This window comes from Chitinophaga sp., assembly GCF_019236475.1.
Taxonomy (GTDB): Bacteria; Bacteroidota; Bacteroidia; order Chitinophagales; family Chitinophagaceae; genus Chitinophaga.
Genome location: NZ_JAFAIX010000009.1, coordinates 166,934 through 179,497, shown reverse-complemented (window position 1 = coordinate 179,497; position 12,564 = coordinate 166,934). Strand labels below are relative to the sequence as shown.

Here is a 12,564-nt window from a genome sequence, read left to right as displayed (position 1 = left end):
AAAGGAGATTTTAAAAAGCAAAACAGGAACATCCGAATACACCCCAGAATGCACTGAAGTTATTGACAGGAACATTGCTTAACCTAGCTACATTGTGATCATGACCATGGACCTGGCAACTACCTATACAACTGTGTACCTGGTTGGCTATAGATGCTCCTGGATGTACAGATGCTATTGTTGCCGCAATGTTGTTCTTGGATGAAGAATAATAACCGCCAAACTGATTCACCGGTGACCAATCAGGAAGAATGGGCAGAGGAGCGGGAGAGAAATGTTCAAACTCATCACTTCCATACACGATTTTTCCACCCACGATGGTCATGATAGATTCAATATGTTTGATCCCTTCTTCTGGTACTTCAAAGAAATCAGTGTCCAATACTGCAAGGTCTGCGAGCTGCCCTGGCTTGATACTACCCTTAATATCCTGCTCACTGGAGAACCACGCACTACCTTTGGTATACAATTCAAGTGCTGTTTCTCTGCTCAGTTTATTGGTATCATCATACAACTGTTGACCGCCAACCGTTTTCCCGGCAGCCAGCCAGTATAGGGCCACCCAGGGGTTATAGCTGCTGACACGAGTGGCGTCTGTACCTGCGCCTACCGGTACGCCTGCCTGCAACATGCGTTTTACCGGAGGAGTGTGTGCAGCCGCAGCTTTGCCATAGCGATCTGTAAAATATTCTCCCTGAAATGCCATCCTGCTTTGAATGGCGATACCTCCACCTAATGCCTTCACCCTGTCGATGTTTCGTTCGTCGATCGTTTCCGCATGGTCAAATATCCAATGCAAGCCATTAAATGGGATGTCTCTGTTCACTTTTTCAAACACGTTCAGGAAGCGGGTGATACTTTCATTGTAAGTGGCATGCAACCGGAATGGCCAGCGGTTTTCCACGAGATGACGAACCACTTTTTCCAGTTCTTCTTCCATCCTTTCCGGAAGATCAGGCCGGGGTTGAAGAAAGTCTTCAAAATCGGCAGCAGAGAACACCAACATTTCACCGGCGCCATTGTGTCGATACATATCATCTCCCTGATGAAGTTTAACAGTGCTGGTCCAGTTCTTGAAATCTTCCAGTTCCTGTTTAGGCCTTTGGGTAAACAGGTTATAGGCGATACGCACAGTAAGCTGTTGTTTTTCGTTGAGTTCATTGATCACCTGGTAGTCGTCTGGGAAATTCTGAAACCCACCACCCGCATCAATGACGCTGGTGATACCAAACCTGTTCAGTTCTGTCATAAAATGACGTGTGGAATTGACCTGGTGCTCATAGGAAAGTTTCGGGCCTTTTGCCAATGTGGAATATAGTATCATCGCGTTCGGACTGGCGAGGATTAGTCCTGTTGGCTCTCCTTTGCTGTTCTTCTCAATCACGCCACCAGGAGGTGCCGGTGTATCTTTAGTGAATCCTACTGCACGAAGAGCCGCACGATTTAGTAATGCACGATCGTAAAGATGCATGATGAAAACAGGTGTATCCGGTGCTATGTCATTCAGTTCTTCCAGGGTAGGCATTCTCTTTTCAGCAAACTGGTGTTCGGTCCATCCTCCTACTATCCTTACCCATTGCGGTGAAGGGGTGATGTCTACCTGCTTTCTCAGCATATTCAGTGCATCAGCAAGAGAAGGTACACCATCCCACCTTAATTCAAGGTTGTAATTCAAGCCACCGCGAATGAGGTGAATATGGGAATCTATAAGTCCTGGAATGGCCCTCTTCCCTTTCAGGTCTATTTGCAAAGTACCCTCTTCGCCATACTGTTGAAGGATAGTTTTGTCATCGCCCACTGCAATGAACTTTCCATCGCTAATAGCAACGGCGGTAGCCCGGGGATTGGATGGGTCTACGGTGTAGATCTTTCCATTAAACAGAATGATATCTGCTTTATTATTCATGAAGAAAGTGTTTAATGGTTAAAGGAAGCAATGCTCTCTTTAATGCCTTCTCCAGAGGTTTCAAAGAAAGCAGGGCCTGCGAGCAAGGTGGCTTTGATAATCGGATGTACTGGTGCAAGGTGTTGTTGTTGTAAGTACAACTGTGTGCGATATGCAAGGATGATACCTTTGACAACATTAGCTGTTACCACTTCAGTGGGTGAATTGATACCAGCGTCTTTGATATCACTGGCAAACGAAAACCTGGATACACCGAGTCTGGTGGCTTCCCGCAGTGCGATAGCACCTACTGCGGTCATTATATCCGCATGGAATTGATTACGATCACCCAAGCCTATCAGCAGCAACCGTGGAGCTTTTAAAGCACCTTTAGGGGGCGTGATTAATATGGTTTCAAGATAATGGCCGGCAAACATTCCGCTTTTTCGCAATGCAGTGATCTGCCCCTTAAGTGCGTGATCAAGATGTACCATACCATTCAGTTGAGCAGGTAATGCCGGCGGATTGAAAATATCCCCTTCGGTATACTCAAATACACAGGCCACCTGCAAAGGAGCACTGGCAGCGGAAGGGCCCTGCACGAGTCCTTCAATAGCCATACCATCTACTTTACCCCAGATCTTTGAAGTGCCTATAGGTGTTATTTTTGCGATAGTGTCGTGTTGCTGCGCAAACCCTGTTGAACACAATAGGAAAAGAGGGGTACTAATTAAAGCCATTATCCTGTTGCGATAATTTTTCACAACTGAGAGATGAAATATCCTATTCATCATTTTTCTTTTTTTAAAATTTGAAACTAAGCCTGGTGTTGAAGAACACACCGTCCTTCGGGGAGGGAACTACGTCTTTTATAAAGGCGCCCACCCTGAAATACTGTAACCCGCAGTTGAGAGAAACGAAGTTGTTCATGCTGTATACAATACTGGCGAGATAGCCTGTACCGATATATTTTTTCAATGATACCGAGCCAGGGAGATTAAACGTTCCGCCAGGCCTATAAAGGCCGTCCTGTGTGGAGTAACGCCAGTTCATTACAACATCGGCCCCTGCCAGTATTTTCTTGCCGATATGGATGGTGGCATATGGATGAATGTCTATCAGGTTTACTGGCCCTATCTGCGGACTAAATCCGAAATAACCTCCTTTCGGATAGATCGGATTGAAAGACTGAAGATCTCCGTCCCCTCTTTTCCGATCCCCAGAGATATAATCATTTCTTAGATTGAGAGATGGCTTGCCTTTGATATGCTGAAAGAGATAACCAGCTTCCACAGAAGTTGTCCATGCGTTAATATTACCATTGCCGAAAGATCCGAACTGCCAGGCTGCCTCCAGGTTGTAGGTAAAACCACTTTGATATTTCCAAACTCTTGTGCCAACAGTGTGACGCAATTCGTTTTGGCTCCCTTCCTCAAATACCGACTTATCGCGCCTGATACCGATATAATAGAGGTCTATATTGGGAAGCGTGGGAACAGTCATTTTACTGTATACGCCCCAGAGGTTTATTTCCTTGCTCATCTTGTTATCTAATCCGCCCGGGAAGCTGGTGTCTCCCATCATCACAATTCCATCGATAGTCCAATTGCGAGTGCTGTACATAAGTTTTACCCCATCGAAATACAATCTGAGATTGGGCCCTTCTCGCACGGAGATCAGTCTCCCACTGCCATAGTCAAGCTCTTGCCGGCCTAGGCGGAGCAGGAGTGCCTGATCTTTTTTTCTGATAATGGCTGCATCGAGGAAGAGGTTCTGTACATTCAACCTGTCTTCGTCGATGGGCCGTGGACCAGTCTTCCTTCCGGTTTCCCATGCGCTTCTGATCTGTGCGAAAATGCGAAACCTGTCATTCAGATGCAGGTCAGCATGCACGTCGTAACGCTGCAACAAAAAACCGTTATGTCCAATGCCCCGCCTACCCCAGTCTTCATTATTGAAGTCAACATATTCCAGTCTGGCGGAGCCACCAAATGAAACATAACTGCTGTCGCGCTTTGATAAACGGGTGTATTTTATTTCCCTGTAAAGATTCCTCGAGGAATCCTTGAGGTAAGCATTGTCTTCATCAAAGCGCATCAGCTTGAAGCTTTGTCCGTTCATCCGGGCTGATGTCAGGAAGGCTATCATAAGGATAGCGTACCGAATGAGACTAGGGAGGCGATTAGTAGGCAAATGGAATGGGATTAATCGGTGAACTTAGTGTTGCAGCATATTGTGGGCATAATGGATACCAAGGCCATAAGCGCCTCCGTATTTTTTCATCAGGTCAGTAACAGCCATATAGGTTTCCTGACGGGCCCAGTCACGCTGAAGTTCCAGCAAGTACTGAATGGAAGTCATTGGTTTAATACCAGTATGTATCATTCTTTGAACAGAGCGCTCATGTGCTTCTGCACTCACATCACCACAGGCATCAGTGATGACATATACATCATAACCTTCCTCCAGAGCTGACAAAGCAGGACCTACAATGCAAACACCTGTCCACAAGCCAGCCATGACCAGTTTCTTTTTTCCTTTTCCTACAATAGCTTTGTAAGCAGCTTCATCTTCCCAAGTATTCATAGTGGTACGATCAATATAACCTGATGTAGCCTGTGGATAGAATTCTTCGATCTCCGGAAATACAGGACCAGAAAAAGATTGCTCCGCTACTGTTGTCACAATGGTGGGAACATTAAATATCCTGGAAGCACCAGCTATAATGGCAGCATTGGTTCTTAGCTCACTTATAGCAATACTTTTTGTGGCAAAGCCCATTTGGCCTTCAAAATCGATCAAGATCAATGCATGATTGTCTGGAGACAATAAGTTGGTAGATGGTTTCATCTGTAATAATATTTTGGCCCCGTAGAGACAAATCAGATGCCCATACACAATTATTTGATAATCAAATATTTATAATCAATTTGATCAATATGATTATTACGACATTTCGTAGAATTATGATAAGAAGAAACTGAAGTGCAAGGAAATTGCTGCTGAGTCAACAGCAACGTAGATAATGATAGTTTAACACAGAACATCAGGAATCCTACGCTAAATACAAAAATGGACGTGGCAAAACCCACATCCATTTCCCATTTTATCAATGTCATTAATCTTCAAGTTTTTTTCACCTAATCCAACTGACAAATACCCCCAATTTAATACCTTCGCAAAAAATCAAATATTCTTATGTCATCCAATCTGGCCCAAACTAAATACAAACACGAACAGGTACAGTATATCGAGTTTCTCTCCGAAAACCTCGAGCGCGCCAAGAAATTTTATTCCAGCAGTTTTGGCTGGGAGTTCACTGACTACGGCCCCGACTATACGGCATTTGGAGGAGATCATGTGGATGGCGGATTCATGCCAGGGAAACCAGTGAAAGGTAGTATGCTAGTAGTACTTTACTCCAACGATCTGGAGACTACCAAAAACAAGGTGATTGCGGCAGGCGGCACTATTGTGAAAGATATCTTCCAATTCCCTGGTGGTAGACGCTTCCACTTCGCGGACCCCGATGGTTATGAACTGGCGGTTTGGACTGTAGAAGAATAAAAAGCATTATTGCATAAAGCCTTCCAGCAATAGCTGGAAGGCTTTATTATTTTGCAGCCATATCAACTAAAAATAGCCACCATCTTTTCCATACTCTGTTCCAAACCAATTTGCGCAAATTCACTAATGGTTCCAAACGCAGCGTATTCCGTAACGGTCATCTCCGTTTTATCCTCCGCGATTGCTCTAAAAGTAACCACAGTCCTAATGTCTATCGGAAAATCAGCAGGCATACCTACTTTCGTAGGATCTGTTTTATTACCGTCGTTATCAGATAAACTTTGAACAAACTCTATGGTGTTGAAGGGAACAATTTTTTTGTATTCCCAGATGGAGTAGTATTCTTGGCCACCCATTTCCTTCGGCGCTTTCATGCTAACAATGGATTTTCCACCCTCTCGAAAATCCAGTCTCGCAACAGGCGACGTAAAATGCTTAGGCCCCCACCAGCGCTTAACAAGCTCCGGTTCTGTCCAGACTTTCCAAACCATTTCAACTGGTGCATTAAATGTTCTGGTAACTTCGACTTGTTTTGCCATGATTGCGTGCAAATTAGGTAAGAACAATACTGTATTTAGGCTTGCTGCAGCGCTTCAATATCAAATTTCCGCATTTGCATGAATGCCTGCACAACACGTTGCCCTTTTTCAGGACTCGACATCAATTCATTTAGGATGGTAGGTACTACCTGCCAAGACAATCCAAACTTATCTTTACACCATCCGCATCTGCCTTCTGCACCACCATTGGCAGTCAGTTTGTACCAATAATGATCTATCTCCGCCTGGTCTTTACAAGGGATCACGAATGAAACGGCCTCGTTAAACTTAAAGTTATCACCACCATTAAGTCCCATATAAAATTGTCCATTAAGTTCAAAATTTACCACCATTCCTGTATCATTAATAATGCTTGAATTAGGAAAAATGGAACAATAAAAGTCTGCAGCGGCTCTGGCCTGACCGTCAAACCAGAGACAAGGATACACTTGTGTTTTCATATAATTGATGTTTAGGTTAATGTTGAACTACTTTTTACGTTTTGTTTTTCCCGTTTGCATTTCATCCAATAAATCCTCTATTGCATCAAATCTACCCTCCCACATTTTCCGGTATGGGGCCAGCCAATCTCCTACTTCTTTTAATTTGCTCAAGTTGAGATGATAATATATTTCTCTCCCCGATTGCGTTTGCTTCAATAATTCACATTCAGTTAAGATTTGAATATGCTTTGAAATGGTCTGCCTCGTCGAATCAAACTGTTCAGCAATGGCGCCAGGCGTCATTGATTGGAGGGCCACCAGGCTCAATATAACCCTCCGGGTTGGGTCGGCTAGGGCATGAAAGACATCTCTACGAATCTTCATTTGTGCAGCTATTTGACTGCAAATATACGTGCAGTTATTTGACTGCGCAATTTTATTTTTAGTTTCGGGCACAAAAAAGGCTGTAAGTTTCCTTACAACCTTTACTAATGCCGTATTTCCTGGCTAAAATTATTTATTTCCCCCGTAAATATATTACTACATCATTCTATGGTAAATAAGCGTATCCCCCATTCTCCATTTTACGCTATCCAAGCTTGTTTCATAGGCCATTTTGAAAGCATCCAAAGATAATTTCTCATAAACGAAACGCTGATAGAGCTTCGCCCCTTGGAATGTACCTGTAGTCATTAACATTAACTTGTCCTGCGAATAATTAGCAGTGAATTGCCGATGGCCATGGAAATTATCAAAAGTAAAAGCAATTAAGGTTCCATCCTTTTCTACTCCCCATAAAGAAAGGGCTTTATAGATATTGGGAGGCACATCCACATGCTCATTCTGCAACCACGCACTATCCAGCGACATACGAAATGTAACGGTGGAGGCGATGGGTCTGCCATTAGAGAAAGTACCTTCCCCCTTCCACTTACCTATATAATACTGCATCAGATCTGCAGGTAACTTTTGAGATTGTTGCGCCTGGCTAGAAACAGCAAATACGGCACAAAAGAAAAGCAATAAGGATAGTTGTTTCATAAATGTAAAATTCAAAAATAGGAGACACTGCGGAATTAAAGATAACCGTAATATAAGTATAATCTAACTTAGATGGCTATATGAAAAATAGACCCTCGTAAATATCAACCAGAAATACTCTTCCGTTGTATCTCCAAATTAAACACCTCTTTATACAAATCTCCCACCGGTATCACTGCCGCGTTAATATAAATCCTATTACGCTCAATGGATTCTATTTTATTGATAGCTACAATAAATGATTTATGTACCCTTATAAATGACTTCGCTGGCAGTGCAGCTTCCAGCTTCTTCAAATTTTGAAGGGTAATCACTTTCCCGTTAGTAGTATGTATGGCTACATACTCTTTTAACCCTTCAATGTACAGGATATCTTCTAGTATTACTTTTTGCAGTTTGGAGGCTGTTTTCACAAAAATAAACGCCGCTGTTTCTACCGCTAGAACAGGCACCTCTGCTGGAGAAGGGATCGCATGTAAAGCTTTGGTAGCCGCTTTCAGGAACCGTTCAAAAGAAATAGGTTTCAATAAATAATCAATGGCATTTAATTCAAAGCCTTCCAGCGCAAACTCCCGATAAGCGGTCGTAAGAATTACTTTAATATGGTCCCCCAACAATTCCGTTAGTTGCAGCCCATTCAGCTCCGGCATCTGGATATCCAGGAATACCAAATCCACTGGCTGAGACCTAAGCACAGCCAAGGCTTCCAACGGATTGCTGAATACGCCTGCCAGTTCGAGAAATGGTGTCTTCCCGATATAATCCCGCAATAACTCCAGTGGTAGCGGTTCATCATCTACAACGATGCATTTCAAAACCCTCATACATTTACCAAGTTATAGTCAGTTTTACAACAAAATGAGTTCCGTCGTTATGTATCTGCAACTGATGATGCTTCGGATACAACAACTCCATCCGCCTGCGGGCGTTTATCAACCCTATTCCGCCGGTTCTGTCTTTCAATGCCACATTGATTTTATTCCGACTATAGAAAGTTAAGGAATGTTCCGCTACATCCAATTGCATCTGTACTGGATCTCCAGGATCATCCAATACCGCATGTTTAAAAATATTCTCTACAAAAGGTATGAAGATTAAGGGAGACATCATCCGCTCTTCCACTGCTCCCGTTACATCCATCTTCAACGAAAGGGGTTTGGTCATGCGTAGCTCCTGTAAAGCGATCAACTGCCGGATGTAATCTACTTCCTTTACCACAGGCACTTTTTCATGGTTACTTTCGTATAACATATACTGCATGATATCAGATAACCGCATGACCGCATCTGCCGTTTTTACGGACTGCTGATAGGCCAGGATATAAATACTATTCAAAGTATTAAAAAAGAAATGTGGATTGATCTGGGATTTCAGGAAAGCTAACTCTGTTTTTAATTGTTGATTTTCTAGTTGTCGTTGTATCCTATCATGCTGAAACCAATCTACCCCGAACCGATAGGCCACCGCCAATGGTATCAGCATTCCCTGCAACCAACAAGCCTGGAAAAAGAATTTAAGGATTCTATATTGCCAATCGCCGTTCTGATAAAAACCATACAACTTGTTGATCAACAACATCCCAATCATATCCACCAGGATAATAGCGATCCATCCACCTACCAGGATGCTCCATTTACGCTCCTGTACCCATTTTGGAAGGATAACCAACAGATTCACATAAAACGAAATGATGTACAATAAGAAAACCGTTAACCAGTGGGCAATTCCATTGGAGGCTCCCATCCAGATCATCGTGTATATCTGGATGCCCGCAATCAAAAGCCAGAAGATAATATGTCCGACGAGCAGCTTATTATTCATAGCATAAATGTAATATTCCCGTAAAGACCCTAACACCTATTTTCAACGAAACACGGCATTTATACGGCCAACGTGTCTCCCTATACTACCAACGGCATTTTCACTGCAAAATAGCCATATACCTGCCTTACGCCCACTTTGGTTGAATTCATTTTACCCCCTAGCTACAAACCCGGAGTTTTATAAAAATCCTTAATTATGAAAATCAAATTACTCACTTTCTTACTGTTATTGACAAATACCTTCCTATACAGTCAAGATACCCTAAAAACTGTCACTGTAAAAGGACAAAAACCAATGATCGAAATACAGCCAGATAAAATTATCCTACATGTGAAAAACAGTATCATCGCACCTGGAGAAACCGCGCTAGACCTGCTTCGCAAAGCACCGGGAGTGACCGCGGACAACGATGGGAATATTACCATGATGGGGAAAAACGGTACCACTATCTACACCAATGGCCGACAAATATAACTCCGTGGTAAAGACCTCGCCGAACTCCTGAAAAATACGCCCGCAACACAAATCGCGAACATCGAAATTATCATGCACCCTTCTGCGAAATACGATGCCGCCGGAAACGCCGGTATTATTAACCTCCAATTCAAAAAAAATAAAAACCTGGGTACTAACGGAGGAATCAATACTGGCGCAACTTTCGGCGTATATCCAAAATATAATGCAGGTTTTTCTTTGAATTATCGTAACAAAAAGCTCAATAGCTATACTAATTATAATGTTAGTACAGGCAACTTTGATGCGCAAAATAGTATGCTCCGATCTATCACGGATACCGTGTTTGATCAACATACAAACATACGCGTGAATAGCCGCGCCCATCACCTATTTACAGGTATGGATTACACCATCAATAATAAAAAATCACTGGGATTGATGATTACAGGTTTATTGACAAACAAACAAATGTGGACTGCTGCCAATACCAATATCATACAGCGCGCTACCGGTTTACCAGACAAAATATTGTTGGGTAATAGTGAATCCAACAATAAACGAAATTCATTGAATGCCAATCTGAATTACCGTTATACCAATAAAGGGATAGAATGGAGTACAGATGCGGATTTGGGTATGTATAACACAGATGGCGTGCAGGTACAACCCAATATTTACATAGATCCACACACGCAAACCATCATCGATAGTAATATTTATCGCATCTACTCTCCTGCCACCATTCATATCTACAGCTTTAAAACTGACTACGAAAAACAATACAAGAAAACCAAACTGGGATTTGGCGCCAAAACCGCCGTGGTACAGACAGACAATAATTTCAGGCAAGCAGATGTGCTCCAAGAACAGGAAATCCCCGACAGCGCCCGCAGTAACCACTTCCGGTATACAGAAAATATCAATGCACTTTACTTTACCTGGCAACAACGATTTAAAGACCTGACACTACAAGCGGGCCTACGCGCAGAACAAACCAACAGTAAAGGAAATTCCCGGGGATTTCAATATCAACATGGCAGCTTCCGGGAATATGATTCCACCTTTCAGTTGCATTCCTTAAAACTATTTCCCAGCCTATCTTTGGCCTTCAACAAACATTCGAAATCCCAATGGACATTGAATTACAGCTATCGGATAGACCGTCCTGCCTATCGGGACCTAAATCCTTTCGAATTTAAACTGGATGACTATACTTACCAGAAAGGTAACATTCATCTAAAGCCGCAGTATACCCATAGCATCAGCATTTCCTGGTTAGGGTTTCAACAACTATTGCTGGTAGCAGATTTCAGCTACATAAAAGATATCTTTGCCACCATTACGGATACTACCCAACAATCCCGCACCTTTATTACGAAAGAAAATCTTGCCAGTAAGCATTTAGTTAGCCTGACAGCCAGCTATAATCATCGTTTCCACTGGTATGAAATATTTATCAACACAGGCGCCTATTATGCTAAATACCAGGGAGATTATGGTTTAGGGAGACACGTGGTACTCGATGCCTATACGGTCAATTGTAATCTCCGGCAGCGTTTCAACCTGGGGCACGACTGGCAGGCCGAACTAGCCTTCTCCTGGTATTCACCTTCCATTATACAAGCCTATTTCCATAGTAAAGGCCAAGGCAGCGCAGATGGCGGTATCAGAAAAAGCTGGTCCAATGGTAAAATCAGTGCAGGCATGGCCGTTAGCGATATTTTCAATACCCTTACCACACGCCTCTCCAGCCACTTTGCAGGACAACAAATCCTCACCGTGAATAAGGAAGAATCCAGACAGGTAAGAATCAATGTCGCCTACCGCTTCGGAAATAATCAAGTAAAACCCGGACGCCAACGGAAATCCGGACTGGAAGAAGAAGATAAAAGAACCAGATAACACAACCTCTTCCGTGATTTCGTGTTATCCATATGAGCTTGCTTTCCGTCAATTTAACAATTCATTAACTAATCATTAATGATTAATCATTAATATTGTAAAGGAAAGATTTGATTCATTTTTAAAACACCATCACATGAAACGTTTTGAAAACAAGGTGGCCTTTATCACCGGAGGAAACAGCGGCATTGGCAAAGCAGCAGCCATCCTGATGGCGAGGGAAGGCGCAAAAGTTGTAATTGCCGACCTGAAAGAAAACAAAGCGGTACTGGACGAAGTAAAGAAAGAAGGTACAGACGCCCGCTTTGTGCAGTGCGATGTTTCTCGGTATGAAGACCTAGAAAGGGCGGTGAAAGAAACAGTGGATGCATTTGGAAGCCTGGATATTGCATTGAACAACGCAGGTGTAGTAGACGCCTCCCCTGTACATGAAAAAACGCAAGATGAATGGCAACGTGTTTTGAATATTAACCTCAGCGGCGTATTTTATGGCATGAAATTCCAGATTGCCCAGATGCGTAAACAAGCAACGGGTGGAGCTATTGTAAACATGGGTTCCATCATGAGCCAAGTGGCAGAACAGGGAATTGGCGCCTATGCAGCATCTAAACATGGACTGGTAGGGCTTACGAAAGTAGCGGCACTGGAAAACGCTACCAATAATATTCGCGTAAATGCCATCGGACCGGGTTATATTGAAACACCATTATTGATGGACAACTCAGCCGCAGGCGCAGAATACAGAGCTTACATGGAATCCAAACATGCCATGAAAAGACTAGGTAAACCGGAAGAAGTAGCTAAAGCATTCCTTTTCCTCGCTTCCGACGATGCTAGTTTCTGCACAGGCGCTTACCTGCCTGTAGATGGCGGATACCTGATTCAATAAAAGATATCGCTTTATCCA

The 12,564-nt window shown here is 43.1% G+C and carries 14 protein-coding genes; 4 read left to right on the top strand and 10 right to left on the bottom strand.

What is annotated here, in order from left to right; genetic code table 11:
- Positions 1 to 10: 10 nt before the first annotated feature.
- From JO154_RS11990 to JO154_RS11975, 4 genes are read right to left on the bottom strand one after another with little or no spacing between them, the layout of a single operon-like run.
- Entirely contained in the window at positions 11 to 1,906 is a 1,896-nt protein-coding gene (locus JO154_RS11990) for an amidohydrolase (protein WP_291945703.1), read from the bottom strand.
- An 11-nt stretch (positions 1,907 to 1,917) separates the two neighbouring features.
- Positions 1,918 to 2,679: a M17 family peptidase N-terminal domain-containing protein gene (locus JO154_RS11985; RefSeq protein ID WP_291945701.1), complete on the bottom strand. Its 762-nt coding sequence runs from the start codon at positions 2,677 to 2,679 to the stop codon at positions 1,918 to 1,920.
- Between the two features lie 10 nt (positions 2,680 to 2,689).
- Positions 2,690 to 4,078, bottom strand: a complete 1,389-nt coding sequence (locus JO154_RS11980) for an alginate export family protein (RefSeq protein ID WP_291945699.1) — start codon at positions 4,076 to 4,078, stop codon at positions 2,690 to 2,692.
- Between the two features lie 24 nt (positions 4,079 to 4,102).
- Positions 4,103 to 4,735 carry a hydrolase gene (locus tag JO154_RS11975; protein WP_291945697.1) on the bottom strand — a complete coding sequence of 211 codons (633 nt, stop codon included), beginning with the start codon at positions 4,733 to 4,735 and terminating at the stop codon, positions 4,103 to 4,105.
- A gap of 348 nt (positions 4,736 to 5,083) precedes the next feature.
- Between JO154_RS11975 and JO154_RS11970 the strand changes: the two genes are divergently transcribed.
- Positions 5,084 to 5,452, top strand: coding sequence for a VOC family protein (locus tag JO154_RS11970; protein WP_291945695.1), 369 nt, complete (start codon positions 5,084 to 5,086; stop codon positions 5,450 to 5,452).
- Between the two features lie 62 nt (positions 5,453 to 5,514).
- Here the strand turns inward: JO154_RS11970 and JO154_RS11965 are convergent, their stop codons facing one another.
- The 6 genes from JO154_RS11965 to JO154_RS11940 all read right to left on the bottom strand — a co-directional run bounded on the left by JO154_RS11965 (position 5,515) and on the right by JO154_RS11940 (position 9,296).
- Positions 5,515 to 5,991 (bottom strand): SRPBCC domain-containing protein, encoded by a 477-nt coding sequence (locus tag JO154_RS11965; protein WP_291945694.1) that lies wholly within the window; start codon positions 5,989 to 5,991, stop codon positions 5,515 to 5,517.
- 35 nt (positions 5,992 to 6,026) lie between these two features.
- On the bottom strand, positions 6,027 to 6,452 hold the full coding sequence (locus JO154_RS11960; protein WP_291945692.1) for a VOC family protein: 426 nt from the start codon (positions 6,450 to 6,452) through the stop codon (positions 6,027 to 6,029).
- 27 nt (positions 6,453 to 6,479) lie between these two features.
- Positions 6,480 to 6,818, bottom strand: a complete 339-nt coding sequence (locus tag JO154_RS11955) for a metalloregulator ArsR/SmtB family transcription factor (protein ID WP_291945689.1) — start codon at positions 6,816 to 6,818, stop codon at positions 6,480 to 6,482.
- A gap of 156 nt (positions 6,819 to 6,974) precedes the next feature.
- On the bottom strand, positions 6,975 to 7,475 hold the full coding sequence (locus JO154_RS11950; protein WP_291945687.1) for a hypothetical protein: 501 nt from the start codon (positions 7,473 to 7,475) through the stop codon (positions 6,975 to 6,977).
- 104 nt (positions 7,476 to 7,579) lie between these two features.
- Positions 7,580 to 8,299, bottom strand: a complete 720-nt coding sequence (locus tag JO154_RS11945) for a LytTR family DNA-binding domain-containing protein (RefSeq protein WP_291945685.1) — start codon at positions 8,297 to 8,299, stop codon at positions 7,580 to 7,582.
- Between the two features lie 4 nt (positions 8,300 to 8,303).
- Entirely contained in the window at positions 8,304 to 9,296 is a 993-nt protein-coding gene (locus JO154_RS11940) for a sensor histidine kinase (protein WP_291945683.1), read from the bottom strand.
- Between the two features lie 198 nt (positions 9,297 to 9,494).
- Between JO154_RS11940 and JO154_RS11935 the strand changes: the two genes are divergently transcribed.
- The 3 genes from JO154_RS11935 (at position 9,495) to JO154_RS11925 (ending at position 12,546) form a co-directional block, all read left to right on the top strand.
- Positions 9,495 to 9,773 (top strand): hypothetical protein, encoded by a 279-nt coding sequence (locus tag JO154_RS11935; protein ID WP_291945681.1) that lies wholly within the window; start codon positions 9,495 to 9,497, stop codon positions 9,771 to 9,773.
- Positions 9,774 to 9,845: 72 nt separating this feature from the next.
- Entirely contained in the window at positions 9,846 to 11,657 is a 1,812-nt protein-coding gene (locus JO154_RS11930; RefSeq protein WP_291945678.1) for an outer membrane beta-barrel family protein, read from the top strand.
- 136 nt (positions 11,658 to 11,793) lie between these two features.
- Positions 11,794 to 12,546, top strand: coding sequence for a glucose 1-dehydrogenase (locus tag JO154_RS11925; RefSeq protein ID WP_291945677.1), 753 nt, complete (start codon positions 11,794 to 11,796; stop codon positions 12,544 to 12,546).
- Positions 12,547 to 12,564 lie beyond the last annotated feature (18 nt).